The organism is Sphingopyxis sp. LK2115 (assembly GCF_014595975.1).
Classification (GTDB): domain Bacteria; phylum Pseudomonadota; class Alphaproteobacteria; order Sphingomonadales; family Sphingomonadaceae; genus Sphingopyxis.
Map to the genome: position 1 here is coordinate 15,757 of NZ_JABWGQ010000053.1, position 25,998 is coordinate 41,754.

The window sequence follows — 25,998 nt, forward strand, 5'->3', positions numbered from 1 at the left end:
GTCATCACGCGAAGCCAAAGGCGGCACGGCAATCCAGGGACGGCGTAAAGCCGTTCTGGATTGCGTCGCTTCGCTCGCGATGACGACAAGGCTATTTCACCGGCGCCAGCCACACCGCGACATTGGCGAACATCACCAGCGCCGCGACCAGCATCAGCAGCGCGCGGCGCCGGTCGCCGCTGCGGAACACATAAGCCGCGCCGCCGGTCAGCGCGACGCCGGTGAGCATCAGGATCGAGATGATCGTATCGGACATGGCGCGGCTTTACCCGCGGCGTCACAAATTTGCCACCTCGCTTATGGCAAAGTCCGGCGCCTTCGCCTAAAGCGCGCTCATCGATTCCCTTGATCCCTTTGCGGGAGCCGCACCATGCGCATCGCCATCGCCTCCGACCACGCCGCCTTCGAGCTCAAAGCCCTGCTCGCCGACTGGCTGCGCGAACAGGGACATGCGGTCGAGGATCTCGGCACCAACGGCCCCGAAAGCGTCGATTATCCCGATTATGGCTATCGCCTCGGCGCTGCGATTGCCGAAGGGCGGGCGGAGCGGGGTGTGGCGCTCTGCGGTTCGGGCATCGGCATTTCGATTTCGGTCAACCGCAATCCCGCCGCACGCTGCGCACTCGTCTGCGAACCGCTGTCGGCAAAGCTGGCGCGCGAGCATAATGATGCGAACGTCATCGCGATGGGTGCGCGCCTTACCGGCATCGACATGGCCAAGGCGTGCCTCGACGCCTTCCTGACCACCGATTTTGCCGGCGACCGTCACGCGCGCCGCGTCGACAAGCTTTCGAATCCGCCTCAACTGGAGACCAGCCGATGACTACAGACATGCTCGACAAGCCCATCAGGTCGGCCGGCTATTTCACCGACGGCGTCGGCGCGGTCGACCCGGCGGTCGCGGCGGCGATGCAGCGCGAACTTGAACGCGAGCAATATCAGATCGAACTGATCGCGAGCGAGAATATCGTCTCGAAGGCGGTGCTCGAAGCCCAGGGGTCGGTTTTCACCAACAAATATGCCGAAGGTTATCCCGGTCGCCGCTATTATCAGGGTTGCGCGCCGTCCGACGAAGTCGAGCAACTGGCGATCGACCGCGCGAAACAGCTGTTCGATTGCGGCTATGCGAACGTCCAGCCGCACTCGGGCGCACAGGCGAACGGCGCGGTGATGCTGGCGCTGACCAAGCCGGGCGCGACGATCCTCGGAATGAGCCTCGACGCCGGCGGTCATCTGACGCACGGCGCACCGCCCGCGATGTCGGGCAAATGGTTCAACGCCGTCCAATATGGCGTGCGCGCCGACGACCATCTCGTCGATTTCGACCAGGTCGAAGCATTGGCGAAAGAACATCGCCCCGCGCTCATCATCGCGGGCGGTTCGGCCTATCCGCGCACGCTCGATTTCGCGCGTTTCCGCAGCATCGCCGACGATGTCGGCGCGCTGCTGATGGTGGATATGGCACATTTCGCGGGGCTCGTCGCCGGCGGCGCGCACCCTTCGCCGCTGCCGCACGCGCATGTCGTCACCACGACGACGCACAAGACGCTGCGCGGCCCGCGCGGCGGCATGATCCTGACCAATGACGAAGCGATTGCCAAGCGCATCAACTCGGCGGTCTTTCCCGGCCTGCAGGGCGGCCCGCTGATGCACGTCATCGCCGCCAAGGCGGTTGCCTTCGGCGAAGCGCTGCGCCCCGAGTTCAAGGACTATGCGAAAGCGACGATCGCCAATGCGCAGGCGCTGGCGAACCGATTGAAGGCGCGCGGCGCCGACATCGTCGCGGGCGGCACCGACACGCACCTTGCCCTCATCGACCTGCGCCCGCTCGGCATCACCGGCCGCGACGCCGACGAGGCGCTCGAACGCAGCGCGATCACCTGCAACAAAAATGGCGTGCCCTTCGACCCGCTGCCCCCGGTGAAGACCAGCGGCATCCGCGTCGGTTCGCCCGCGGGCACGACGCGCGGATTCGGCATCGCCGAGTTCGAGGCCATCGGCGACATGGTGGCCGACGTGCTCGAAGCGCTGCGCGACAAGGGGGAACATGGCGACGCCGACGTCGAGGCCGATGTCCGCCGCCGCGTGCGCGCGCTTTGCGAACGCTTCCCCATTTATCAGGGATAGGGTGATGGCGCGCCAGCACCCCGAGGAGCCGACGCTGATCGAACTCACGATCGAAGAGGTCAAGGCAATGGGCAGGCAGGGGATGGATCATCCCTCGACGCCCGCGGTGCTGACCGGCGGCGTGATCGGGGCGGTGGCGGGCGCGGTGCTGCCGGTCGTGACCTGGCCGGTCGGCCTTTTCGCGGGCGCCGCGATCGCGCTTTACGCACGGGTGAAACGCTAAGGTTCCGAACGATGCGCTGCCCCTATTGCGGACATGAAGACAGCCAGGTGAAGGACAGCCGTCCGACCGAGGATGGCGCGGCGATCCGTCGCCGCCGCCAGTGCGAAGATTGCGGCGCGCGCTTCACGACGTTCGAGCGCATCCAGCTGCGCGAAGTCGTGGTGCTCAAGGCAGGCGGGACGCGCGAACCCTTCGACCGCGAAAAATTGATGCGCAGCGTCCAGATTGCATGCCGAAAGCGCCCGATCGACGGCGCGCGGATCGAACGCCTGGTGTCGGGCATCCAGCGCCAGCTCGAAACCTCTGGCGAGAGCGAGGTGCAGGCGTCGCAGATCGGCGCGATGGTGATGGAAGCGCTCAAGGGTTTTGACAATGTCGCCTATATCCGCTTCGCCAGCGTCTATCGCGATTTTACCGAAGCCAGGGATTTCGAGGAGTTCGCATCGTCGATCACCGAAGCGGCGCGGCCGCACAAATGACCGCGGCATCCCCGCCCCCCGTCATCGTCCTTGTCCGTCCGCAGCTTGGCGAGAATATCGGCAAGACGGCGCGCGCGATGCTGAACTTCGGGCTGACCGAGCTGCGGCTTGTCAGCCCGCGCGACGGCTGGCCCAATCCCGATGCGGGGCCGGCGTCGGCGGGGGCCGACGTCGTGCTCGCGGGAGCAAGGGTTTTCGGAACGCTCGCCGAAGCCGTCGCCGACTGCACGACCATCTATGCCACGACGGTGCGCAAGCGCGGCGTCACCAAGCCGGTGCTGACCCCCGAAGCCGCGGCGCGGGAGGTCCACGCACGCGCCGGGCGATCGGCCTATGTTTTCGGCCCCGAACGATCGGGACTCGAAACCGATGACGTCGCGCTCGCGCACACGATCGTCACCGTGCCGATCAATCCTGCCTTCGGTTCGCTCAATCTGGCGCAGGCGGTCATCCTGCTTGCCTACGAATGGTCAAAGCATGTCGCGGGGATCGGCGAGGGCGTTGCCGCGCTTGCCAGCCCGCCCCAGGTCCCGCTCGATCCGCCCGCGCCGCACGGCGAGCTGGAGGAGTTGATCGGGCATCTGGTGCGCGACCTCGACAAAAGCGGTTATTTCTTTCCGCCCGAACGCCGCGAGGCGACGCTGCGCGCGCTGCGCACGACGCTGACCAAGACGGGCTGGTCGCACAACGACATCCGCATGATGCACGGGATCATTGTGGCTCTTGGCCGCAGCGGAAAAATATAATAGGCTGGTTCCAATAGATAATTTCAGGAGCCCCTTCCCGTGATGACCCTTCTTCTTGCGGCGGCGTTCGCCGCGTCGGCGCCGACTGACGCCAATGGACAAGCGACCGCGACAACACAGGCCGCGCCCGAAAAGGCCAGGAAACCCAAGCGGGTTTGCAAAAGCGTTCGGCGGACGGGAAGCAATCTCAGCCGCAGCGTCTGCAAAACCGAACAGGAATGGGCGAATGACGGCGGCGCCGGAATGCAATCGCTCGAATTGATTGATCAAAGTTACAAGGCACAAACTGGAAACGGCGCGGTCGATTAAGCGATACGTCGCCCGCAAAGCATTCCAGGCACACAGCTGTGGTCGGTCCCTGTCGCGGCTCGATCAATCCGATCCTTCGTGGCTTCGTCCGTCGACAGGCCAACTAGCTTAGAAGTCATTGTCGCCGACCAGAGCGGCGATCACCGGTAAAATCATAATCGCCGAAGGTCCGTCCGCGTCCCTTCCCCCAGGAGTTTTGTTCGCATGATCAGCCTGTTGCTCGCTCTTTCCCTCGCCACGGCAGCGCCCGAAGCTGCCGCATCGCCGACAGCGACCGATGCCGGTCAGCCTGCCAGGCCGGTCAAGTCGGCCAAGCCCAAAAAAGTCTGTCAGAAGGTCGAAATGACCGGCAGTTCCGTGCCGAAGCGTGTTTGCCGCACGGTAACGGAGCCTGCGACGCCCGTCGGCGACGTGACCCAGGCAGCCGCCGAAAAGGCTGCGGCCGGCAATATGAACTGAACCGCTCAATCGAGCGCGCGCAGGCGGTCCCACCGAACCGCCTCATAGGCGATCGATTGTTCGACAAGTTCGTTCCACACTGCGCGCAGCCGCGCGGGTTCTAGCCCCGCGACCTCCGCCGCGCGCGCGACATTGTCGAGCACTTCGGCCTTGCGCGCCTCGTCGCGCACGCTGGCGCGGTCGGTCTTGATCCGCGCCGCGGCGTCCATATAGCCGAAACGCCGGACGAGCAGGGCGACGAGTTCGCGGTCCACCTGATCCACCCCGGCGCGGACGTCGGCCATGGTTTCGCATTGGTGGGGAAGTTTGGCACTCGTCATGCGCGCAGCCTTTAGCGGCTTTTTCGCCGCTGTCGAGCGGGCGGCGCGGCGCTTGACTTTGCGCCCCTTCCCGTCTAACCGCCCGCCTTCGCAATGGACTCCGCACCCCGGTGAAGCGGCGGTCGCGCACGGGAACGTCCGTGCGGTGCGATCCGGGAAACGCCGAAATCCCTCGGCACACAGCATATTGGAGACGCAAATGTCGAAGCGCCAGAGCGCCAAGTATAAACTCGACCGCCGGATGGGCGAAAACATCTGGGGTCGCCCGAAAAGCCCGGTCAACCGCCGCGAATATGGCCCCGGCCAGCACGGCCAGCGCCGCAAGGGCAAGATGTCGGACTTCGGCATCCAGCTGCGCGCCAAGCAGAAGCTGAAGGGTTATTACGGCGACATCACCGAAAAGCAGTTCAAGAAAAACTATATCGAAGCGTCGCGGATGAAGGGCGATACCGGCCAGAACCTGATCGGCCTGCTCGAACGCCGCCTCGACGCGGTCGTCTATCGCGCCAAGTTCACGCCGACCATCTTCTCGGCGCGACAGCTCGTCAGCCATGGCCACGTCTATGTCAACGGCGTGAAATGCAACATCGCGAGCCGCCTCGTGAAGCCGGGCGACGAAATCACCCTGGGCAAGAAGGCGCAGGAAATGGCGCTGGTCGCCGAAGCGCAGAGCCTGCCCGAACGCGATCTGCCCGAATATCTGGCGGTCGACGGCACCAAGGCCACCTATGTCCGCGTGCCCACGCTCGACGAAGTGCCCTATCCGGTGAAGATGGAACCCAATCTGGTCGTCGAATTCTATTCGCGCTGATCGGGCGTTTCATCGCGGAAACAAAGGGGCGGTCCGGCAACGGGCCGCCCTTTTCGGTTCGCGCGGTGCCGGCGCGCACGCCGCGCTTCAGAACCAGAGCTTCACCCCGGCAACGACATTCAGGCTGTCGACATCGTCGCCGTCGGCGCGCGCGAAACGCGCCGTATCCCCGATCTTGCGCGCCCATTCGATGCCGACATAGGGCGCAAATTCGCGGACGATCTCGTATCGGAGGCGAAGGCCCAGTTCGATGTCGGACAGACCCGCGCCGATTCCGCTTTCGGGCACATCCTGCGCCGCGAGACCGATCTCGGCCATCGGTTGCACGATCAGCCGCTGGGTGATGCGCTGGTCGTAGCTGCCCTCGATGCGCGCGGTGAGGTCGCCCTTGTCGGACAGAAAAAGCGCGCCTTCGACCTCGAACCACCACGGCGCCAGTCCTTCGACCCCGATCACCGCGTGGGTGCGATCAGGCCCGTGCCCAAAATCCTGTCTCACCCCGGCCTGCGCGTTGAAATAGGGGCCGATCGCGCGGCTGTAGAGAAGTTGCGCCTCGCCCGCCTCGACGCCCTCGCCGAACGCGGTTTCACCCTCGCTCTTGACCGTCAGCCGATGGATGTCGCCGCCGTACCAGCCCTCGCCTTCCCAGCGAAAGCCGTCGCGACCCTTGCGGGCCTGATATTCGGCAAGATTGAGGCTGACGAAACCCACCCTCTGACCGCCGTTTTCGACCATCATCGCGTGGCGCGCATGGTCCATCTCGGTTTTCGGGAAATAGCGGTCGGCATACCAGTCACGCGGCGGCGGCGGCGCGGGGGCGTCGCCGGCAGGCAGATCGGTGCCGCTGCCCGCCGGTGGTTCGGCCGGCCTGTCGTCAGCCGGGGTGCAATGCCCCATCGCCGCATGATCGGGCGTGCAGGCAGGATCGCCCTGCGCGGCCGGTTTCCTGGGGTCGGTGGTCGGCGCATGGTGCCCGCCATGGTGCGACTGCGCCGCCGCGGGCACAGCAAAGGCGGCGAACGACATACCGATCAGCAGCAAGGCGCGCGTCACGCCGCATCCCCCTTTGGACGCACGCTGACGACGCGCATCATTCCCGCGTGCATATGATAGAGAAGGTGGCAGTGAAACGCCCAGTCGCCCACGGCGTCGGCAGTGAAGTCAAAGGTCGCGATCCCGCCCGGCTGGACGATCACCGTATGCTTGCGCGGCGCGTGGTCGCCCTTGCCCGTCACCAGCTCGAAAAAATGGCCGTGCAGGTGGATCGGATGGCTCATCATCGAATCGTTGATGAGATTCACGCGCACACGCTCTCCCTCGATGAAGGGGATGGGTTCGTGATGGTCCGACATCTTCACCCCGTCGAACGACCACATGAAACGTTCCATGTTTCCGGTAAGGTGGATGTCGAGCGACCGCGATGGCGCGCGGACGTCGGGGTTGCGATCGAGCGCGACAAGGTCGTGGTAGGTGAGCACGCGGTGTCCCACATCTTCAAGCCCCTGCCCCGGTTCGGCCATCCGGTCGACCGGCATGGGGGATATCGACTGGACGCTGGGGTCGCGCTTTACCTGCGGCGCAACCGAAAAGTCGCGCATGCTGTGGTCCATGCCGCCATGGCCGACGTGCGCACCCTCGTCCGCCGGGGTGCAATGGCCCATCGCGGCATGTTCTGCGGTGCAGCCAGCATCGCCATCGCCGCCCTTCCCGTCCGGCATGTCGCCCATGCCCATGTCCTTCATCGTCGCGAGCGGGCGGGCGCGCAGCGCGGGAACGGGCGCGACCAGCCCGGCCCGCGGCGTCAGCGTCGCGCGCGCCATCCCCGACCGGTCATTGGCCTCGGCGACAAAGCTGTAGGCGCGTTCTTCGACCGGGGTGACGATGGCGTCATAGGTTTCGGCGACGCCGATCTGGAACTCGTCGACCGCGACCGGCCGGACGTTCAGCCCGTCAGCCTGCACCACCGTCATCGCCAGTCCGGGGATGCGGACGTTGAAGATCGTCATTGCCGAGGCATTGATGATCCGCAGCCGCACACGCTCGCCAGGGCGGAACAGCGCGGTCCAATTGTCCGCTGGGCCATAGCCGTTGACAAGGAATGTATAGGTCGATCCATTGACGTCGGCGACGTCGGTGGGGTCCATCCGCATCGCGCCCCACGCCAGCCGGTCCCTGAGCGGCTGGTCCTCGCCCGCCAGCAATCCGGCAAGCGTCTGGCGCTGCATGTTGAAATGGCCCGGATTGACCTTGAGCTTGCGAAAGATTTCGTGCGGCGACAGGCGGCTGTGATCCGACAGGACGATCACATGTTCACGATCGAAAGCCACGCGATCGGTACCGGCGGGATCGATGACGATCGGGCCATAATGACCAAGTTGTTCCTGCAATCCCGAATGGCTGTGATACCAATAGGTGCCCGACTGGACGATGGGAAACTCGTAAACGAAGGTCGAGCGGGGCTTGATGCCGGGAAAGCTGACCCCCGGAACGCCGTCCATATGGAAGGGCAGGATCAACCCGTGCCAGTGGATCGAACTGTCCTCGTCAAGGTCGTTGACGACGGTGAGCCGCGCCTGTTGCCCTTCCTTCAGGCGGATGAGCGGCCCCGGCACCGTGCCGTTGATGCCGATCGCGCGCGTGACCCTGCCGTCGACGCGCAGCGTCTGGCGCGCGATGCGCAGGCGGATGTCGGTTCCCGACACGCTGGGCAGCGGCGGCGCGATGCCCGCCGATACCGGCTGTGCCCATGCCGGATAACAGGCGGCGAGCGCCGCCAGCGCACCGCCACCGAGCGCCCCGTTCACGAACCCGCGCCTGTCAATCTGCATATCCATCCTGGCTTTTGAAATCGCTGGCCGTCGCGTATCGACGGCTTTGGTGCCCCTGGCCGGACTCGAACCAGCACTCCTTGCGGAACTCGATTTTGAGTCGAGCGCGTCTACCAATTTCACCACAGGGGCCCGTGGACGGCGTCGGTGCGGATTGCGATTCCCGCGCGTTTGCCGTTGCCGGGCAGCCGTTGCCACAGAAAGATGCTTTCCGTCTAGTGGATAAGCGGCATCCTGCATAAGAGAGAGATATGACCGACAAGAGCAAGGCATCCCCCGCCCGTCCCGCCCCGCCGGCCAAGGCGCCGCCCGCACCCGCTTTCGGTCCCGGCCGCATTGCCATGGCGGCGGTGATCGTCATCGCGATCGCCGGCGTCGCATGGCTCGCGGTCAGCCTGACGCGCTTTTTCATGCTGGTGTTCGCCGCCGTCGTACTCGGCGCGGTGTTCGATGCGATCGCAAGCTGGATCGTGCGCCATGTGCGCGTCGGTCGCGGGATCGCGCTCGCGCTGTCGGTCGCGGGGATGATCGCCGTCTTTGCCGGGGCCTTCATTCTCTTCGGATCGCAGCTCGCGCGCGAGATCGACACGATCCAGCAGCAGGTTCCGCGCGCCGTGCAGGGGGTCGAGGCCTTTCTCGACCGCTACGGCCTCGGCGCACGGATGCGCACGCTGGCCGAAGTGGGCAGCGAGGATATTTCGCAGATCATCTCGCAGGCGGGGGGCTATGCGCTCGCCGCGGGAAGCGGCATCGCCGATTTCGTGCTTGTGCTCGTCGCCGGGATTTTCCTTGCAAGCGATCCCGCCACCTATCGCCGCGGCCTGCTGCTCTTGATGCCCGCACGCGCCGAAACGACCGCCGCACTCGCGCTGGACGATGCGGCGCGCGGACTGAAAGGCTGGATGGTCGGACAGGCGGTATCGTCGCTGGTCGTCGCGACGCTTACCTGGGCGGGGCTGGCGCTGCTGGGCGTGCCTGCGGCGGGCGGTCTCGGCCTCATCGCCGGGCTGCTCGATGTCATCCCGATGATCGGCCCGATCATTGCGGGCATTCCCGCGGTACTGCTTGCCTTCACCGTGTCGCCGATGACGGCGCTGTGGACGCTGATCCTGTTCCTCGTCATTCAGCAATTGCAGGGCAATTTCCTGCAACCGATGATCCAGAAACAAGCCGTCGACGTGCCGCCGGCGGTGCTTCTGTTCGCGGTCGTGGCCGCAGGATTGCTGTTCGGTTTCCTCGGCGTGCTGCTCGCCGCGCCGCTGACGGTGGTGGTCTTTGTGCTGGTGCAGCGGGTGTATGTGAAGACGTTGCTGGGGAAAGAGATCAAGATTGCGGGGGCGGATTAACGTTGATCGCGCTCGACACGAGCGGAATCGGGCCTATTTCTTCAATTCCCTTGCCAGCGTCTTGGCCGTCGCCTTGCCATAGGGCGGCTTGAAACCCGCAAGACCCGCAACGTCGAGCTTCGGCTGGCGATACACCGCGCGCGCGTGGCTGAAGGTGCGGAAGCCGTCGATCCCGTGATAATTGCCCATGCCCGACGGCCCGATGCCGCCAAAGGGCAGATCCTCCATCGCATTGTGGAACAGAACGTCGTTGACCGTGACCCCGCCAGAAATGGTGCGGGTAAGCACACGCTCCTCCTCGCTCTTGTCCTGCCCGAAATAATAGAGGCCGAGCGGGCGGTCGCGTTCGTTCACATAGTCGATGGCGTCGTCGATATTCCGATAGGTCTTGACCGGCAGGATGGGGCCGAAAATCTCTTCCTGCATCACCTTCATGTCGTCGGTCGGGTTGCGCACGATGTGGAGCGGCATCTTGTGGCCGTTGGCGCTTGCGAAATCCTCCTGCCCCGGATTGACCTCGATCACCTCGGCGCCCTTGTCGCGCGCGTCGGCCAGATAGGATTGCAGCCGGTCATAGTTGCGGCCGTTCACCACCGAGGTGTAATCGTCGTTGGCGAGCAGCGTCGGATAGAGCGCGGCGGCGCCCCTGGCGACACTGTCGATCACCTCGCGCTCCTGATCGTCGGCGACGAGCAGATAGTCGGGCGCAAGGCATATCTGCCCCGCGTTCATCATCTTGCCGAGCGCGACGCGCTGGCCGACCAGATCCTTGTTCGCGCTGCGCCCGATGAAAGTCGGCGACTTGCCGCCAAGTTCGAGCGTGACGGGCACAAGATTGTCGGCCGCGGCGCGCATGATATGCCGTCCCACGCTGGTCGCGCCGGTGAAGATCATATGGTCGAAGGCGAGCTTGGAAAAGGCGATCCCGACCTCGGCATCGCCGGTGAACACCGCCATTTCGCTTTCGTCGAAATATTCGGGCACGAGCCGCGCCATCAGGGTCGAGACATTTTCGGTGAACTCGCTCGGCTTCACCATCGCGCGATTGCCCGCCGCCAGGATGCCCGCCATCGGCACGAAAACCATTCCGACGGGAAAGTTCCATGGGCTCACGACGCCGACAACGCCCTTCGGCTGATAGACCACCTCGGCCTTGGCGCCGAGCAGACCGAGCGGGAAAGTGGGTCGCCGCTTCTCGCCCTTTGCCCAGTTCGCCATATGCTTCTTCGCGTGCTTCAAGGCGCTGACCGACGGCATGATGTCGGTCATCAGCGTCTGTTCGCGGCTGCGATGGCCGAAATCCTCGCTCACCGCCTTGGCGAAATCCTCGGCGTGGTCGACGAGCAGCGCGATCGCGCGGTCGATGCGGTCGGCGCGGACGGACAGGCTTTCGGGCATCGCCGCGGTAAAGCTTGCCTTTTGCGCCGCAAGCACTGCCTGCATCCGCGCCGTTTCGCCTGCGACGTCCTGCCTGATTGCCGTGGCCATGACCTGTCTCCCCTGTGCTTTCGCGACGTTTGACCATGGCGCGCGGCGGGTTGCAAGATGAAACGCGCCTCCCATCGGGGCACTGCCCCTTTCGCACGTGCAGCATTTCCGCTAAGCGAGCCGCCGATGTCGCTTTCCCTTACGGAGTCTCTCGCCATGACCGCCACCGATCCCGTCGTTTTCCTGTCCTTTGCCCGCACCCCGATGGGCAGCATGCAGGGCAGCCTGTCGGACGCCAGCGCGACCGACCTGGGCGCGACCGCGGTGAAGGCGGCGGTCGAACGCGCCGGCGTTTCGGGCGAGGATGTCGAGCGTATCTATATGGGCTGCGTGCTGCCCGCCGGGCTGGGCCAGGCGCCCGCGCGGCAGGCGGCGATCAAGGCAGGCCTGCCCAAGTCGGTTCAGGCGACGACGGTGAACAAGGTCTGCGGATCGGGGATGCAGACCGTCATCATGGGCGCCGAGGCGCTGGCCGCGGGCAGCGTCGACCTGATCGTCGCGGGCGGCATGGAGTCGATGACCAACGCGCCCTATCTGCTCAAAAAGCACCGTTCGGGGGCGCGCATCGGCCACGACACCGTCTATGACCATATGTTCCTCGACGGGCTGGAGGATGCCTATGACGCGGGCCGCGCGATGGGCACCTTTGCACAGGACACCGCCGACGCCTATCAGCTCAGCCGCCAGGCCATGGACGATTATACGCTGACGTCGCTGAGCCGCGCCAAGGCGGCGATCGCCGAGGGCGCCTTCGCCGCCGAAATCGTGCCAGTGACGATCGCGGGCCGCAAGGGCGACGTCGTCGTCGACACCGACGAAGCGCCGGGCAAGGCGATGCCCGACAAGATCCCGACGCTCAAGCCCGCCTTTGCCAAGGACGGCACGATCACCGCGGCGACCAGCTCGTCGATCTCCGACGGTGCCGCCGCGGTTGTGCTGACGCGCCAGTCGGTCGCCGACGCCAAGGGAGCGAAGCCCGTCGCACGCCTGGTCGCGCACGCCGCGCACGCACAGGAGCCCAGGGATTTCACGGTCGCCCCCGTCGGTGCGATCAACAAGGTGCTGGCGAAGGCCGGCTGGACGATCGGCGATGTCGACCTGTTCGAGGTGAACGAAGCCTTTGCCTGCGTCGCGATGTTCGCGATGCACGACCTGGGCATCCCGCACGACAAGATCAACGTCCACGGCGGTGCAACCGCGCTCGGCCATCCGATCGGCGCCAGCGGCACGCGGATCATCACGACGCTGATCGCGGCGCTCCGGCGCCATGGCAAGAAACGCGGGATCGCTAGCCTGTGCATCGGCGGCGGTGAAGCAACCGCCGTGGCGATCGAGCTGGTATAATAACCTGTGCCCCTGCGAAAGCAGGGGCCGTCTCCGGCCGCTCGCATTTTCATTTGGCGACCGTTTGGCAATGATGGGTCAGGTGCCGCACACTCCCCACGCCCCATCGCCCTTCCCGCGACAAATTGCGACACTAATGACCTGAAAATAAACGCGGCATTCCGGGACCGTTCAAGCGGGTGCGCATAATCCTTGTGCTGTCATCGGGCAGATCGCCCACCCCTGACGTTGCAAAGGAATGGCACCATGACGAAGATGCAATATCTCGCGGCCGGCCTGATCGCCGCCATGATCGTCCCGACCGCCGCGCAGGCGCAAACGCGCGAAATCCGTGAAGACCGCCGCGACGTGCGCGAGGAGCGCCGCGAATATCGCGACGCGCTGCGATATGGCGACCGCGACGACATTCGCGAGGAACGCCGCGAATATAATGACGCGCGCCGCGACCTGCGCGACAGCAAGCGCGACTGGCGCCGCGACGCGCGCTACCAGCATTACCGCGCGCCCTTCCGCTATCAGTCGTTCCGCGTCGGCGCGACGCTGCGCCCCGCCTATTATGCGCCCGCCTATCGTCCCGCGTGGGACAGCCGCTGGGGCGTGCCGCGCGCGGGCCGCAATCTGGTCTATGTCCGCCACTATAACGACCTGTTGCTGGTCAATGTGCGCAGCGGCAAGGTGATCCGCGTCTATCGCGACCATTTCCGCTGGCGTTGAGTCGGCCGAAAAGGCGAATCCATGAAAGGGCCGGGCGCGCAGCCGTCCGGCCCATTTCCTGGTCGGCAAGAGAAGGCGGTTCTGGGGTGGACAGTCGGCCTTGACCGATCCGTCATGCCAGCCTTGTTTCACCTTCCATGGCCTGGGCTTTCGTCGGGCGCGGCGCCGAGTGGCGACGATCGATACGAAGGCTTTCGGCCAAAAGCCCCCGCGACCCGCCGCGGTCAATCGCCCCAGATATGGTCGGTCTGGATCCAACCCTTGCGACCCTTGACGTCGAAGCGGCACCATCCGCCCTGGCAATCGCTGATCCGGCCGATGACGCCCGGCTCGGCGCGATAGGCAACCGCAGCGGACAGGCTGGGCTCTTCGCGCATCGGGCGGACCGCGCCGGTGACGATCGCGGTGCGCGTGCGGCTCAAAAGCCGCGCCGCCATCCAGCCGCGCGCGCCGTCGGGGTCCTCGACGCGGCGCCAGTTTTCGTGGCGTGCGATCACCTTTACCGGCAAGTCCTTGCGGCGATATTCCCACAATACGGGCACGTCGATCGACGGCCCCTTGCGCATCCGCGCCTCGTCGACGCTGATCGACGCCCAATAGGGCAATTCGGGGTCCGACTGCGCCGATGCCGGTCCCGCGGCGGCAAGGCTGAACAATATCAGGGCAAGTTTCCGGCTGATCATGGCTTTCCCTTGTCAAAGTCGCCGCCCATTATCAACCGGCCGCATGGCCCACAGGACAGCTCGTCCACAGCCTTCGCTCCGCCTGCCCCCTTGACCCCTCCGCGCGGGCGCGCTCTATCGGCGGCCATGCCCGATTCATCCCGCCCCAAACGCCCGCGCGTCATCGTCACCCGCCAGCTGATGCCGCATGTCGAGGCACGCATGGCCGAATTGTTCGACGTCGCGCTGTCGGCGCACGACCATGCCTTTACCAAGGACGAGCTCAAGGCCGCGGTCGCCGATTGTGACGTTCTTGTGCCCACGGTGACCGACACGATCGACGCCGAAGTGATCGCAGCGGCGGGCGAGCGGCTGAAGCTGATTGCCAATTTCGGCGCCGGGGTCGATCATATCGACCTTGCCGCGGCGCGCGCAAAGGGCATCATGGTGTCGAACACGCCGGGGGTCTTTACCGAAGACACCGCCGACATGACGATGGCGCTGATCCTCAGCGTGCCGCGGCGCCTGGCCGAAGGCGAAAAGCTGATGCGGTCGGGCCAATGGGCCGGCTGGGCGCCGAGCGCGATGCTCGGCCACCGCGTCGGCGGCAAATTGCTGGGCATCATCGGGATGGGACGCATCGGCCTTGCGGTTGCGCACCGCGCGCGCGCGTTCGGCCTGTCGATCCATTATCATAACCGCAGGCGCCTGCCCGAAGCCGTCGAAGACGAGCTGGGCGCCAGCTATCACGCCAGTGTCGACACGCTGCTGCGCATCAGCGACGTCGTGACGATCCACTGCCCGCACACCGCCGAAACGCACGAGATGGTCAATGCGGCACGGATCGGCGCGATGAAGCCGACCGCCTACCTTATCAACACCGCGCGCGGCGAGATCGTCGATGAAAAGGCGCTGATCGCGGCGCTCCAGACCGGCCGCATCGCCGGTGCCGGGCTGGACGTCTATACCCACGAACCCGCGGTCGATCCGGCGCTGCTTGCGCTTCAGAATGTCGTGCTGCTGCCGCACCTCGGCTCGGCGACGATCGAGGGACGCGAGGCATCGGGTGAAAAGGTCATCGCCAACATCCGCGCCTGGTGCGACGGCCACCGCCCCCCCGATCAGGTGCTGGAGGGGTGGGTGTGATACCAGCCGCTGGCTGGAATCACCCAAAGCCAACCAGGCGCGCGTCAGTCCCCCGTCAGAATCCGGTCGACCAGCTGCTTTACCGTCGGCGTGAAGTTGTTCGAGTAAAAGGGGTCGGTCTTGAAATTGAACGCCGCGTGGCCCGCGAACATCAGATTCTGTTCGACGTCGCCGCCATGCGCGATGTCCTGCAATGTTTTCTGGATACAGAAGCTGCGCGGATCGGCGAGATAGCCGGTCGAATAATCGTCATGGTCCTTCCACGCCGAAAAGCCGCAGTGCGACAGGCAGCCCATGCAGTCGGCCTGGTCCTTGCGGATCAGCGCCTTGTCGGCCTCGGTGACGAAAACCACCGTATTGTCGGGGGTCTTCAGCGCCTCGGTATAGCCCTCGGCATACCAGTCGCGCGCGCGGTCGCGGTCGTGCGGAGTGACCCAGAAATTCTTGCCCTTCACGCCGACGTCAAGCTGCACGACATGGTCGCCCGCTTCCTGCTTCGAATAGGGAATCTGGCGTTCCGAGCGCGCCTCAAGGTCGCGCAGGAAGGGGTTGCGCACCGCGCTGGAATAAAATCCCGTCGGCGAAAAACGGTGGAGCAAAACGTCGCCTTCGTCGAGCGTGCGAAGGCGATCCTTCCATGCCTGCGGGATCGGGCTTTCCTCGGTCAGCAGCGGGCGCGTGCCATATTGGAATGCGATCTGCCCCAGTTCGGGATTGTCGATCCAATCTTCCCAATCGCGCAGATACCACACGCCGCCCGCCATCACGATCGGCACATCGTCCGATATTCCCTCGGCGCGCATCGTGTCGCGCAGCGCCTTGACGCGCGGATAGGGCGCCTCGGGCTTCAGCGGATCCTCGGCGTTCGACAGGCCGTTGTGCCCGCCCGCAAGCCAGGGATCCTCATACACCACCGCCGCCATCAGGTCGGCGACCTTGTGATAGGCGCGCTTCCACAACGCGCGAAAGGCGCGCGCCGACGAAATGATCGGCAGATAATGGACATTGTGCCGCGCCGCGATCTCGCTGAGCTTATAGGGCATCCCCGCGCCGCAGGTGACGCCCGTGACAAGGCCCCTGGCGCGTTCGAGCACGCCTTCCAGCACCTGCTGTGCGCCACCCATTTCCCAGAGCACATTGATGTTGATCGCGCCCTTGCCGCCCGCGATGTCGTGCGCGCGCCGGACCTGTTCGACCGCGCCGTCGATCGCATAGGCGACCAGTTCCTCGTGCCGCTCCCTGCGGGTGAGCGCACGATAGATTTGCGGGATGATCTTGCCTTCGGCGTCATAGCTGTCGGCATTGACAGCCGACACGGTGCCGATGCCGCCCGCCGCGGCCCAGGCGCCGCTCGACATATGGTTGGTCGCCGACACACCCTTGCCGCCTTCGACCAGCGGCCACACTTCGCGCCCGCCATAAAGGATCGGCTTCAAACCTTTGAACACTATAAACCTTCTCTCTCTCCACCGATGCGCGATCGCGGACCGGCCCCATTGCCTTTATGCGTAAGCGGAAATCGGGCCCTTTTGTCAATCAATGCCGATCCGGCGCCCGCTGAACGGGCTGTGGCTTCCAAGCGCACGACCATAGAGCTTTTCATAGGCGGCGGCCATCGTTGATTCGTCGAAGCGCGCTGCCGCGACCCGACGGTTTTCGTCGCCAACTGTCTGCCGCAGCGCACCATCGCCCGCCACATGGGCCAGCGCGGCGCGAAACGTCCGCTCGTCGCCGGCGATGAACGGCCGGTTTGCGTCGGACACCATTGCCGCGACGTCGCCGACCGCCGGGCTGACCACAGGCAGCCCCGCCGCCATGGCCTCGATCACCGTGATCGGCGCCTGTTCGCTGAGCGACGACAGCGCGAGTAGGTCGAAATGGCCGATCCAGCGCGCCGGTTCCGCCATGAATCCGGCCAAGACGACGCGATCCGCGATCCCGCATCGCGACGCCTCGGCCTCGATCGCGCCGCGCTCCGGCCCCTCGCCCACGATCACCAGCCGGACGTGCGGCGGCAGCGTGGCGACCGCGCGCACCAAACGCGGCAGATCCTTGACCTTGCGCAGCCCGGCGATGCTTCCGATCACCACTTCGCCCCGACGCCGTTCCAGACCCGGAATCGCGACCGACGGCGGGGCTGCATAGGATGCCGTGTCGATCCCGTTGGGGATCATCACCGTCTGTTCGCGAGCGCCCCATTCGGCCGCCGCGATGCGCTCCAGCAGGGCCGACGGCACGACAAGCGCCTCGGCCGTCGGGAGCGCAACCCGGCGAAAGAGGTTCCGCTTCCAGTTGCGCCGGATGCTTTCATCTTCGTTGAAGCCGTCTTCGTGATGGATCAGCGGGGGCAGGCGCACGAACGGCGCCCACAGGCGACGGGCCATCACCCCGTCCATCGCGCCCCAATTGTAACTGAGCACCAGGTCAAACTTGCCCATATATCGCGCAAGCGCGCGATAGCGCGCAGGCCCCGGCTTTCCATGAAGCGGCGGTGCATCCGGCGGAAAATCGACCACAATGACGGGATCGATCGCATCCCGCGCGCCGAGCGCGTCGGGCACCGCCGACAGGATCGTGTGATGCGCGCGGCCGCCCATCAGGTTCATCAGCCGCACCGCGCGCGCTTCCTTGCCGCCCAGCGAAAAGCTCGAATGGAGGTGCAGGATGCGGATCGGCCGAAGCGCCTCGGGCTGGTCGGCGCTCACGCTTGCGGCAGCTCCGCCACCCACGCGTCGATCGCCGCGCGCGCTTCGGGCTCGTCCAGCGTCGGCGCATGGCCGACCCCCGGCACCTCGACAAAGCGCGCGTGCGCCAGCTCGGCCGCCATTTTTTCCGCCGCGCTGCGCGCCAATATGTCCGACAGCGCGCCGCGCAGAATAAGCACCGGCGCGGCGCCGAGCGCGCGATAGGCGGGCCACAGGTCGATGCCGGCATCGCCGCCGTTGGGAACGCGCAGCGGCGCCGCGATCTGCTTGTCGTAATCGGTGACGATCCGCCCCTCTGGCGTCAGCTTGTGCGTCCGCTTGGTGAGCCGCAGCCAGTCATGAATGCGATAATTCGGATAGATGGCGCCATTGAGTTCGGCAAAGGCGCGCGCCGCGTGCATCCACGTCGGCTGGCTGCCGCCCGCCCCGATATAGTCGCGGATGCGTTCCAGCCCCGCCGCCTGCAATTCGGGGCCGACATCGTTGAGCACCGCGCCGACGATCCGCCCCGGCAGGCTCGCCGCCATCAGCATCGACACAAGCCCGCCGAGCGAGGTGCCGATCGTCGCGAAGCGCGAAATGCTGAGTTCGTCGAGCAATGCCACGACATCCTGGACATAGGTGAGCGGCACATAGGTCATCGGATCCTTGGCATAGGCGCTTTCGCCGCGGCCGCGAAACTCGATCACGATTACCTTGCGATATTGCGCCAAATGTGGCGCCAGATCCTCGAAATCGCGGGCGTTGCGCGCAAGGCCGGGCATGCACAGGATCGGCGGCGCGTCCGCACTGCCTTCGCCCCCCGGATAGACGCGCGCGTGCAGCCGGACGCCGTCGTGCGACCACCAATAATGGTCGGCCCATTCGCGGCGGCTGTCGTTTCTGGCCAGAATCGATCGTCCTCCTGGTTTCGCGGAGCCCCGCTTATGCGATGCGGGAGTCGCGCTCGTCTATCGCCAACGCAGCGCATCGGCGCAAGCCATCCGTCGCGAACGCGCCCACTGTGGTTGCCGCCGCACGCTTTCGCCGATAAGAGCGGGACGACCATGAGCGAAGAGCTGCTTTCCTTTGAACCCGCCACCGGCGAACAGCTTTGGCGCGGCACGGTGAGCGACGTCGACGCCGAGGTCGAAATTGCCCGTCGCGCCTGGCCCGAATGGGCGGCGAAACCCGTCACCTTCCGCACCGAAACATTGCGCCGCTTCGCCGACCGGGTGAAGGCAGAGGGCGGGGCGCTCGCCGATCTGATCGCGCGCGAAACCGGCAAGCCTTTGTGGGAAGCGCGCACCGAGGTCGAATCGGTGGCGAACAAGGTCGACATTTCGGTCAAGGCCTATGCCGAACGCACTCCCAATCGCCGCATCGAGGGCGCAATGGGGTTGCGGAGCGCGGTGCGCCATAAACCGCACGGCGCGCTCGCGGTGCTCGGCCCTTATAATTTCCCTGCGCATTTGCCGAACGGCCATATCATTCCCGCGCTGATCGCGGGCAATTCGGTCGTTTTCAAGCCGTCCGAAAAAACGCCGGCGGTCGGAGCAAAGCTTGTCGAACTGTTCCACAGCGCGGGCGTGCCGCAGGAGGCGCTGCGCCTTGTTATCGGCGGCCCCGACACGGGCAAGGCGCTCGCCGCGCACCCCGGCATCGACGGATTGCTCTTCACCGGATCGGCGCGCACGGGGCTGGCGCTGAGCCGCCAGTTCGCAGGCCAGCCGGGCAAGATGCTGGCGCTCGAAATGGGCGGCAATAATCCGATCGTCGCGTGGGATACCGCCGACATTCGCACCGCCGCGATCCTCATCGTCCAGTCGGCCTTCCTCAGCGCGGGCCAGCGTTGCAGCAATGCGCGGCGGCTGATCGTCAAGGACAGCATGGCCGACGCACTGATCGACGAGGTTCGCGAGCTTGCGAACCGCTTGATCGTCGATCATCCGCACGCCGACCCCGCGCCCTATATGGGTCCGGTGATCGACAATGAGGCAGCCGACGGCCTCACCGAAAGCTTCCTTATCCTCATGTCGAACGGCGGCCAGGTGATCCGCCACATGACGCGCCCCGTCGCGGGTCGCCCCTTCCTGACTCCCGGCATCATCGACGTCACCGCGATGGCGGAGCGTCCCGACGTCGAGCTGTTCGGCCCGCTGCTCCAGGTCATCCGCGTCGAAACATTCGAGGCGGCGATTGCCGAAGCGAGCAACACCGCCTTCGGCCTGTCGGCGGCGCTGATCGGCGGCACGCCGCAGCTTTACGATCAGTTCTGGGCCAATGCGCGCGCCGGCGTCATCAACTGGAACCGTCCGACCAACGGCGCGTCGTCGGCGGCGCCTTTCGGCGGGATCGGCCTGTCGGGCAATCACCGCCCCAGCGCCTTCTACGCCGCCGACTATTGCGCCTATCCGGTTGCGAGCGCCGAAAGCGACGCCCTGCGCGCCTCGATCGGCGTAGGTTTGCGCGATCCCGAAGGGTCGCAGCTGGTGACGAAGAAATATCTCTGACAAATGCTCGCCCCCCGGACTCGATCCGGGGGCCAATTCAGCGACGACGTGATGGGCGCTGGATCGAGTCCAGGGGTGAGCAAGTGTGGGGCAATTTTACCTACACCCCCGTCAACAAAGCCTGCTTTGCGCTTTTCCAGCGTGCGAACCATGTTCACCGGCATGGAACAATCTCTCATCCCCGCGGGCAAGCTGTGGCTCGTCGGCGCCGGTCCCGGCGACCCCGACCTGCTGACGCTGCGCGCTGCGCGGCTGCTCGGATCCGCCGATCTCGTTGTCCATGATGGCCTTGTCGGCGAAGGCGTGCTCGCACTGATTCCGCCGCATATCGAACGGATCAGCGTCGCCAAGCAGCGCAGCCGCCACATGATGAGGCAGGATCTGATCAACGCACTGCTCGTGCGCGAGACGCGGGCCGGAAAGCAGGTCGTACGGCTGAAGGGCGGCGATCCGTTCATCTTCGGGCGCGGCGGCGAGGAACTCGACGCCGCGCGCGATGCCGGGATCGCGGTCGAGGTCGTCCCCGGCATCACCGCCGCCGCGGGCTGCGCCGCGCAGGCGGGGCTTCCCCTCACCCACCGCGAGGACGCAAGCGCCGTCAGCTTCGTCGCGGGCCAGTGCAAGGATCTGACCGATCAGGACTGGTCGGGACTGGCGGGACACGGCCGCACGCTCGTCATCTATATGGGCCTCGCGACGGCACCCGCCATCGCCGACAAGCTGATCGCCGACGGCGTTTCGCCCGGCCTTCCCGTCGCGGTGGTTGAACGCGGCACCGCGGCCGACGCGCGCGTGCTGCGCACCCTGCTCGCCGACCTCGGCGACCTTGTCGCGCGCGAGAAGGTGCAAAGCCCGGCGCTGATCATCGTCGGCAAGGTCGCGGCGCGCGCCGACGCGCTCGACTGCCTCGGCGCGCCGGGCGTCGCCGCTCAAATAAGGGACTTTACATGAAACTGCTCACGGGCAACGACCTGAAAAGCGGCGCCGTCATCTGGTGGACGGGCGCCGACTGGTCGATCCATATCGAGGATGCCGTCGATGTCGACGAACAGGGCGAGGCGATCCTCGCCGTCGAGGAAGCCGCACGCCGCGTCAACGCGCCCTATATCATCGCTGGCGAAATGACCCCCGACGGCCCGCGTCCCGCGCATATCAAGGATCGCATCCGCGCGCTTGGCCCGACCGTGCGCCCCGACCTGACGTTGAAACCCGCCGATCCGACGGCGGGCGACTGGGTGATCTGACATGTATCAATATGACGAATATGACCAGGCGATGGTCGAGGCGCGCGTCGCCGAGTTCAGCGACCAGGTGCGCCGTCGCCTCGCGGGCGAAATCACCGAGGACCAGTTCAAGCCGTTGCGGCTGATGAACGGCCTCTATCTCCAGCTTCACGCCTATATGCTGCGCGTCGCGGTGCCCTATGGAACGCTCGACAGCCGGCAGATGCGGATGCTGGCGCATATCGCGCGCAAATATGACCGCGATTACGGCCATTTCACCACCCGCCAGAATATCCAGTATAACTGGATCAAGCTGGAGGACGCGCCGGCGATCCTTGCCGACCTGGCGTCGGTCGAAATGCACGCGATCCAGACCAGCGGCAATTGCATCCGCAACATCAGTTCGGACCAGTGGGCCGGCGCCGCCGCCGACGAGATCACCGATCCGCGTCCCTGGGCCGAGCTGCTGCGCCAATGGTCAAGCTTTCACCCCGAATTCAGCTATCTGCCGCGCAAGTTCAAGATCGCGGTGATCGCCGCCGACGAGGATCGCGCCGCGATGCGGCTCCACGACATCGGCATCCAGATCGTCGAAAAGGACGGGCAGCATGGCGCCGCCTTCTATGTCGGAGGCGGCATGGGCCGCACCCCGATGATCGCGCCGCTGATCAAGGATTTCGTGCCGCTCGAAGACCTGCTCAGCTACACCGAGGCGTGCCTGCGCGTCTACAATCGCTATGGCCGCCGCGACAATATCTACAAGGCGCGGATCAAGATCCTGATCCACGAGCTGGGCGCCGACGAATATCGCCGCCAGGTCGAGGAAGAGTTCGTCCATGTGAAATCGCTCGGCATCGACCCCCCGAAGGCCGAGTTCGACCGCATCGCCGCGCAGTTCGCAATGCCGCCGCTCGACGCATCGGCGCCCGACGCGATCGACCGCAGCGACCCCGATTTCGCGCTGTGGGTCGACCGGCAAGTCGCCGCGCACAAGATGCCGGGTCACGCGATCGTCAATATCAGCCTGAAACCCGTTGGCGGCATCCCCGGCGATGCCAGCTCGGCGCAGATCGATCTGATGGCCGACCTCGCCGAACGCTACAGCCACGACGAACTGCGCGTCACGCACGCGCAGAATATCGTGTTGCCGCACGTCCGCAAGGCCGACCTCTACGCCATCTGGCAAAAGCTTGACGAAGCGGGGCTGGCGACGCCGAACCTTGACCTGATCAGCGACATCATCGCCTGCCCCGGCCTCGATTATTGCAGCCTCGCCAATGCGCGATCGATCCCGGTCGCGCAGAAGATCGCGACGCGCTTTGCCGACCTCGACCGCCAGAAGGAACTGGGCGAACTCAAGCTCAAGATTTCGGGCTGCATCAACGCGTGCGGGCACCACCATGCGGGCCACATCGGCATCCTGGGGGTCGACCGCAAGGGCACCGAAAATTACCAGCTGCTGCTCGGCGGATCGGGCGCCGAGGACGTATCGCTCGGCACGATCACCGGCCCCGGCTTCGACGAGGACGGCATCGTCGATGCGATCGAGCGCGTCACCGACAAATATCTCGCCGAACGCGCCGAGGGCGAACGTTTCCTCGACACCTATCGCCGCGTCGGCATGGCCCCGTTCAAGGAGGCGATCTATGGTTGAGCATCTGCATAGCGACGGCGAGGAACCCTGCGTCACGCTCGACGCATTTCTTGAACAATCGAACGCGACCGCCGTGCGGCTTGAACCCGACGAGGATGCACGCGCGCTGATCCCCTATCTCGACCGATTGAAGCTGATCGAGGTGGCCTTTCCGGCGTTTCGCGACGGCCGCGGCTATTCGTCGGCGCGCATATTGCGCGAGGCGGGGTTTACGGGCGAACTGCGCGCGCAGGGCGACGTGCTTGTCGATCAGATCGCCTATATGAAGCGCTGCGGCTTTGACAGCTTCGCACCCGAAAAGGCGCTCAATCCCGCCGACGTCGAAGCGGCGCTGACGCGCTGGCCCCAACATTATCAGACCGCCGCCGACGGCGCGGTGCCGATATGGAAATTAAGGCATGGCTGACGTGAAACATTCGCTCCCCAAAGCCGACGAAGACCGCTCCCGCGACCGGATTGACGTCGCGCCGCGTTTTACGCAGGCCGATGTCATCCGCCTCAACAACCTGTTCCGTGGTCAGGACGCGGCGGAGGTCGTCGCGAGCGTGATCGGCGCCGGGCTGCTCGGTGAAACGGCGATCGTGTCGAGCTTTGGCGCCGAAAGCGCGGTGCTGCTCCACCTGGTTTCGCGCGTGGCACCCGACATGCCCGTCCTGTTCCTCGACACCGGCAAGCATTTCCCCGAAACTTTGGCCTATCGCGACGAGCTGGCCGCGAAGCTCAGGCTCAATGTCGTCAACCTGACCCCCGATGCCGACGAGCTGGCGAAAAAGGACGCGACCGAACTGCGCTGGTCCTACGACCCCGATGGATGCTGCGAAATCCGCAAGGTGAAGCCGCTCGAAAAGGCGCTGGCCGATTTCGATACCTCGATCACCGGGCGCAAGGGGTTCCAGTCGGCGACGCGGCAGGGCCTGCCGCGCTTCGAGCTCGACGGCAATACCGGCCGCCTCAAGTTCAACCCGCTCGCCAACTGGACGCGCGAGATGCTCGACGATTATTTCGCGGCGCACGACCTGCCGCGGCACCCGCTGGAAGCAAAGGGCTACCCGTCGATCGGCTGCTCGCCCTGCACGTCGAAGGTCAAGCCGGGCGAAGACCCGCGGTCGGGCCGCTGGCGCGGCTGGGACAAGACCGAATGCGGCATCCACGAAGCGGTGACGCCATTGGACGACGATCCGGCGAACGATCCGGCGTTTTGACCTGACGCATCGGAGAAAGTTTCGTCATTGCGAGCGAAGCGAAGCAATCCGAAACGCCTTACGTCAATGCCGGATTGCCGCGTTGTTTCCTCCCTCGCAATGACAAGGTTGCCGGGCAACCCTTACTCATAATCCTCATACGCCATGCTGTCGTCGGCCAGGTCGCTGAACTTGGTCGTCTTCGCCTCGAAGTGCAGGCGGACCTTGCCGGTCGACCCGTGGCGCGATTTGGCGACGATGACTTCGGCCAGACCGAAGACACGCTCCATCTCGGCCGCCCATTCCTCGTGCGCCGCGTGGATCTTCACATCGTCGCCCTCGATCGGGCGTTTCGGCTCGCGCGCCGCGACATAATAATCCTCGCGGAACACGAAAAGGACCATGTCGGCGTCCTGTTCGATCGAGCCCGATTCGCGCAGGTCGGAAAGCTGCGGGCGCTTGTCCTCGCGGCTTTCGACCTGGCGGCTGAGCTGCGACAGCGCCATCACCGGGACATTGAGTTCCTTCGCCAGCGTCTTTAAACCGCGCGAGATTTCGGAAATCTCCTGCACGCGATTATCGCCGCTCCGCGACGACCCCTGCAAGAGCTGAAGATAGTCGACGATGATAAAGCCGATGCCGTGGCGGCGCTGGAGCCGCCGCGCGCGTGTCCGCAGTCCGGCGATCGTCAGGCCGGGGGTGTCGTCGATATAGAGCGGAAGCGTCTGGAGCGTCTGCGCGGCACGCGAGAGCTGCTGAAACTGCTCCTTGCTGATCTTGCCCATGCGCAGCGCCTCGCCCGACACCCCCGACTGTTCGGCGAGCACGCGCGTCGCCAGCTGGTCGGCCGACATTTCGAGGCTGAAGAATGCGACCTTGGCGCCCATATTCTTTTCGGGCGGAATGCCGTCCTCCTCGTCGCGGCGCCAGCGTTCGGCGGCGTTATAGGCGATGTTGGTCGCGAGCGACGTCTTGCCCATGCCGGGACGCCCGGCGAGGATCATCAGGTCGCTGTTGTGCATCCCGCCGATCTTGGCGTTGAGACTGGCGATTCCGGTGGTGATCCCCGACAGATGCCCTCCCGAATTGAGTGCGCGTTCGGCCGCCTGCAGCGCGGTGAGGCTTGCCTGGCTGAAGCTTTTGACCGACCCCATTTCGGCCTCGCCCCCCGCAACGCGATAGAGTGCGGTTTCGGCCTCCTCGATCTGCGCCTGCGGGTCGACGCGCTCGCTGGTGTCGAGCGCGCTTTCGACCAGCGCGCGCCCGACCCCGGCCAGCTCGCGGAGCAGCGCCAGGTCGTAAATCTGCCTGGCAAAGTCGCGCGCGCCGATAAGCCCCGCGCCGCTGCCCGTCAGCTGCGCCAGATAACCGACGCCGCCGACCGCTTTCATCGCCTCATCAGCCTCGAAAAAGGGTTTGAGCGTTACCGGGGTCGCGATGCTGTTGCGCTCGATCAGCGCCATCGCCTGCTGAAAGATGCGGCCATGCAGCGGCTCGAAAAAATGCGCGGGCGCAAGCTGGACGGGCAGATCCTCGACGACTCGATTGTCGATCAGGACCGCGCCCAGAAACGCGGCCTCGGCCTCGATATTGCGGGGCAATTGACGCTCGTCCCCGGCGGTTGCCGGGGTCGGGATAAGGGCTAATTCGGGCATGGCGACCTTCATGCGGCGGTCGCCCCGCAGGCGCAACCGCCGATGTCGGCAGGCATATCATAACTGTGGAATGCTGTGAATAAGTC

The 25,998-nt window shown here is 65.4% G+C and carries 28 protein-coding genes and 1 tRNA gene; 18 read left to right on the top strand and 11 right to left on the bottom strand.

Features of this window, described 5'->3' with window-relative positions; all coding sequences use genetic code 11:
- Positions 1–91: 91 nt before the first annotated feature.
- A complete protein-coding gene (locus tag HUW43_RS12355; RefSeq protein WP_188237699.1) occupies positions 92–256 on the bottom strand; it encodes a hypothetical protein in 165 nt (54 codons plus the stop codon).
- Between the two features lie 114 nt (positions 257–370).
- Here HUW43_RS12355 and rpiB point away from each other — a divergent pair, with 114 nt between their 5' ends.
- The 7 genes from rpiB (at position 371) to HUW43_RS12390 (ending at position 4,343) form a co-directional block, all read left to right on the top strand.
- Entirely contained in the window at positions 371–823 is a 453-nt protein-coding gene (gene rpiB / locus HUW43_RS12360) for a ribose 5-phosphate isomerase B (RefSeq protein WP_188237700.1), read from the top strand.
- Positions 820–2,127 (top strand): serine hydroxymethyltransferase, encoded by a 1,308-nt coding sequence (gene glyA / locus HUW43_RS12365; RefSeq protein ID WP_188237701.1) that lies wholly within the window; start codon positions 820–822, stop codon positions 2,125–2,127. The genes rpiB and glyA overlap by 4 nt, the downstream gene beginning before the upstream one ends.
- A gap of 4 nt (positions 2,128–2,131) precedes the next feature.
- Positions 2,132–2,350, top strand: a complete 219-nt coding sequence (locus tag HUW43_RS12370) for a hypothetical protein (RefSeq protein WP_188237702.1) — start codon at positions 2,132–2,134, stop codon at positions 2,348–2,350.
- A gap of 11 nt (positions 2,351–2,361) precedes the next feature.
- Entirely contained in the window at positions 2,362–2,829 is a 468-nt protein-coding gene (gene nrdR, locus HUW43_RS12375) for a transcriptional regulator NrdR (protein ID WP_188237703.1), read from the top strand.
- Positions 2,826–3,575 carry an RNA methyltransferase gene (locus HUW43_RS12380; protein ID WP_188237704.1) on the top strand — a complete coding sequence of 250 codons (750 nt, stop codon included), beginning with the start codon at positions 2,826–2,828 and terminating at the stop codon, positions 3,573–3,575. The genes nrdR and HUW43_RS12380 overlap by 4 nt, the downstream gene beginning before the upstream one ends.
- Before the next feature lie 42 nt (positions 3,576–3,617).
- Entirely contained in the window at positions 3,618–3,884 is a 267-nt protein-coding gene (locus HUW43_RS12385) for a hypothetical protein (protein WP_188237705.1), read from the top strand.
- Positions 3,885–4,088: 204 nt separating this feature from the next.
- On the top strand, positions 4,089–4,343 hold the full coding sequence (locus HUW43_RS12390; RefSeq protein WP_188237706.1) for a hypothetical protein: 255 nt from the start codon (positions 4,089–4,091) through the stop codon (positions 4,341–4,343).
- A 5-nt stretch (positions 4,344–4,348) separates the two neighbouring features.
- On the opposite strand, the gene HUW43_RS12395 is transcribed toward HUW43_RS12390, so the two are convergent.
- On the bottom strand, positions 4,349–4,663 hold the full coding sequence (locus tag HUW43_RS12395) for a chorismate mutase (RefSeq protein WP_188237707.1): 315 nt from the start codon (positions 4,661–4,663) through the stop codon (positions 4,349–4,351).
- A gap of 199 nt (positions 4,664–4,862) precedes the next feature.
- Between HUW43_RS12395 and rpsD the strand changes: the two genes are divergently transcribed.
- On the top strand, positions 4,863–5,474 hold the full coding sequence (gene rpsD, locus HUW43_RS12400) for a 30S ribosomal protein S4 (RefSeq protein WP_011541096.1): 612 nt from the start codon (positions 4,863–4,865) through the stop codon (positions 5,472–5,474).
- Between the two features lie 87 nt (positions 5,475–5,561).
- Here rpsD and HUW43_RS12405 read toward each other — a convergent pair whose 3' ends face one another.
- From HUW43_RS12405 to HUW43_RS12415, 3 genes are all read right to left on the bottom strand, one after another.
- A complete protein-coding gene (locus tag HUW43_RS12405; RefSeq protein WP_188237708.1) occupies positions 5,562–6,527 on the bottom strand; it encodes a copper resistance protein B in 966 nt (321 codons plus the stop codon).
- The gene (locus HUW43_RS12410) at positions 6,524–8,308 is read right to left on the bottom strand and encodes a copper resistance system multicopper oxidase (RefSeq protein WP_188237709.1); all 1,785 of its coding nucleotides are present in this window, start codon (positions 8,306–8,308) and stop codon (positions 6,524–6,526) included. The genes HUW43_RS12405 and HUW43_RS12410 overlap by 4 nt, the downstream gene beginning before the upstream one ends.
- 41 nt (positions 8,309–8,349) lie before the next feature.
- Positions 8,350–8,434 (bottom strand) — tRNA-Leu (locus tag HUW43_RS12415).
- A 119-nt stretch (positions 8,435–8,553) separates the two neighbouring features.
- On the opposite strand from HUW43_RS12415, the gene HUW43_RS12420 reads away from it, so the two are divergent.
- Entirely contained in the window at positions 8,554–9,648 is a 1,095-nt protein-coding gene (locus HUW43_RS12420; RefSeq protein WP_188237710.1) for an AI-2E family transporter, read from the top strand.
- A 33-nt stretch (positions 9,649–9,681) separates the two neighbouring features.
- Here HUW43_RS12420 and HUW43_RS12425 read toward each other — a convergent pair whose 3' ends face one another.
- Positions 9,682–11,136 carry a coniferyl aldehyde dehydrogenase gene (locus tag HUW43_RS12425; RefSeq protein WP_188237711.1) on the bottom strand — a complete coding sequence of 485 codons (1,455 nt, stop codon included), beginning with the start codon at positions 11,134–11,136 and terminating at the stop codon, positions 9,682–9,684.
- 156 nt (positions 11,137–11,292) lie between these two features.
- On the opposite strand from HUW43_RS12425, the gene HUW43_RS12430 reads away from it, so the two are divergent.
- Both HUW43_RS12430 and HUW43_RS12435 read left to right on the top strand, forming a co-directional pair.
- Positions 11,293–12,480, top strand: coding sequence for an acetyl-CoA C-acyltransferase (locus tag HUW43_RS12430; protein WP_188237712.1), 1,188 nt, complete (start codon positions 11,293–11,295; stop codon positions 12,478–12,480).
- A 246-nt stretch (positions 12,481–12,726) separates the two neighbouring features.
- Positions 12,727–13,194: a hypothetical protein gene (locus HUW43_RS12435; protein ID WP_188237713.1), complete on the top strand. Its 468-nt coding sequence runs from the start codon at positions 12,727–12,729 to the stop codon at positions 13,192–13,194.
- A gap of 224 nt (positions 13,195–13,418) precedes the next feature.
- Here the strand turns inward: HUW43_RS12435 and HUW43_RS12440 are convergent, their stop codons facing one another.
- Positions 13,419–13,877, bottom strand: coding sequence for an SH3 domain-containing protein (locus HUW43_RS12440; protein WP_188237714.1), 459 nt, complete (start codon positions 13,875–13,877; stop codon positions 13,419–13,421).
- A 126-nt stretch (positions 13,878–14,003) separates the two neighbouring features.
- Here HUW43_RS12440 and HUW43_RS12445 point away from each other — a divergent pair, with 126 nt between their 5' ends.
- The gene (locus tag HUW43_RS12445) at positions 14,004–15,002 is read left to right on the top strand and encodes a 2-hydroxyacid dehydrogenase (RefSeq protein WP_188237715.1); all 999 of its coding nucleotides are present in this window, start codon (positions 14,004–14,006) and stop codon (positions 15,000–15,002) included.
- 44 nt (positions 15,003–15,046) lie between these two features.
- Here the strand turns inward: HUW43_RS12445 and HUW43_RS12450 are convergent, their stop codons facing one another.
- The 3 genes from HUW43_RS12450 to HUW43_RS12460 form a co-directional block, all read right to left on the bottom strand.
- On the bottom strand, positions 15,047–16,450 hold the full coding sequence (locus tag HUW43_RS12450; protein WP_188237716.1) for an NAD(P)H-dependent flavin oxidoreductase: 1,404 nt from the start codon (positions 16,448–16,450) through the stop codon (positions 15,047–15,049).
- Positions 16,451–16,534: 84 nt separating this feature from the next.
- Positions 16,535–17,707 carry a glycosyltransferase family 4 protein gene (locus HUW43_RS12455; protein ID WP_188237717.1) on the bottom strand — a complete coding sequence of 391 codons (1,173 nt, stop codon included), beginning with the start codon at positions 17,705–17,707 and terminating at the stop codon, positions 16,535–16,537.
- The gene (locus HUW43_RS12460) at positions 17,704–18,597 is read right to left on the bottom strand and encodes an alpha/beta fold hydrolase (RefSeq protein WP_188237751.1); all 894 of its coding nucleotides are present in this window, start codon (positions 18,595–18,597) and stop codon (positions 17,704–17,706) included. Before HUW43_RS12460 ends, HUW43_RS12455 begins: the two co-directional genes overlap by 4 nt.
- 156 nt (positions 18,598–18,753) lie before the next feature.
- On the opposite strand from HUW43_RS12460, the gene astD reads away from it, so the two are divergent.
- The 6 genes from astD to HUW43_RS12490 all read left to right on the top strand — a co-directional run bounded on the left by astD (position 18,754) and on the right by HUW43_RS12490 (position 24,278).
- A complete protein-coding gene (gene astD / locus HUW43_RS12465; protein ID WP_188237718.1) occupies positions 18,754–20,199 on the top strand; it encodes a succinylglutamate-semialdehyde dehydrogenase in 1,446 nt (481 codons plus the stop codon).
- A 162-nt stretch (positions 20,200–20,361) separates the two neighbouring features.
- Positions 20,362–21,150, top strand: a complete 789-nt coding sequence (cobA, locus tag HUW43_RS12470; RefSeq protein WP_223181504.1) for a uroporphyrinogen-III C-methyltransferase — start codon at positions 20,362–20,364, stop codon at positions 21,148–21,150.
- Entirely contained in the window at positions 21,147–21,443 is a 297-nt protein-coding gene (locus HUW43_RS12475; protein WP_188237719.1) for a DUF2849 domain-containing protein, read from the top strand. The genes cobA and HUW43_RS12475 overlap by 4 nt, the downstream gene beginning before the upstream one ends.
- A 1-nt stretch (position 21,444) precedes the next feature.
- A complete protein-coding gene (locus HUW43_RS12480) occupies positions 21,445–23,076 on the top strand; it encodes a nitrite/sulfite reductase (protein ID WP_188237720.1) in 1,632 nt (543 codons plus the stop codon).
- Entirely contained in the window at positions 23,069–23,482 is a 414-nt protein-coding gene (locus tag HUW43_RS12485) for a DUF934 domain-containing protein (protein WP_188237721.1), read from the top strand. Before HUW43_RS12480 ends, HUW43_RS12485 begins: the two co-directional genes overlap by 8 nt.
- Positions 23,475–24,278 (top strand): phosphoadenylyl-sulfate reductase, encoded by an 804-nt coding sequence (locus HUW43_RS12490; protein ID WP_188237722.1) that lies wholly within the window; start codon positions 23,475–23,477, stop codon positions 24,276–24,278. The genes HUW43_RS12485 and HUW43_RS12490 overlap by 8 nt, the downstream gene beginning before the upstream one ends.
- A gap of 122 nt (positions 24,279–24,400) precedes the next feature.
- Here HUW43_RS12490 and HUW43_RS12495 read toward each other — a convergent pair whose 3' ends face one another.
- The gene (locus tag HUW43_RS12495) at positions 24,401–25,912 is read right to left on the bottom strand and encodes a replicative DNA helicase (protein WP_188237723.1); all 1,512 of its coding nucleotides are present in this window, start codon (positions 25,910–25,912) and stop codon (positions 24,401–24,403) included.
- Positions 25,913–25,998 lie beyond the last annotated feature (86 nt).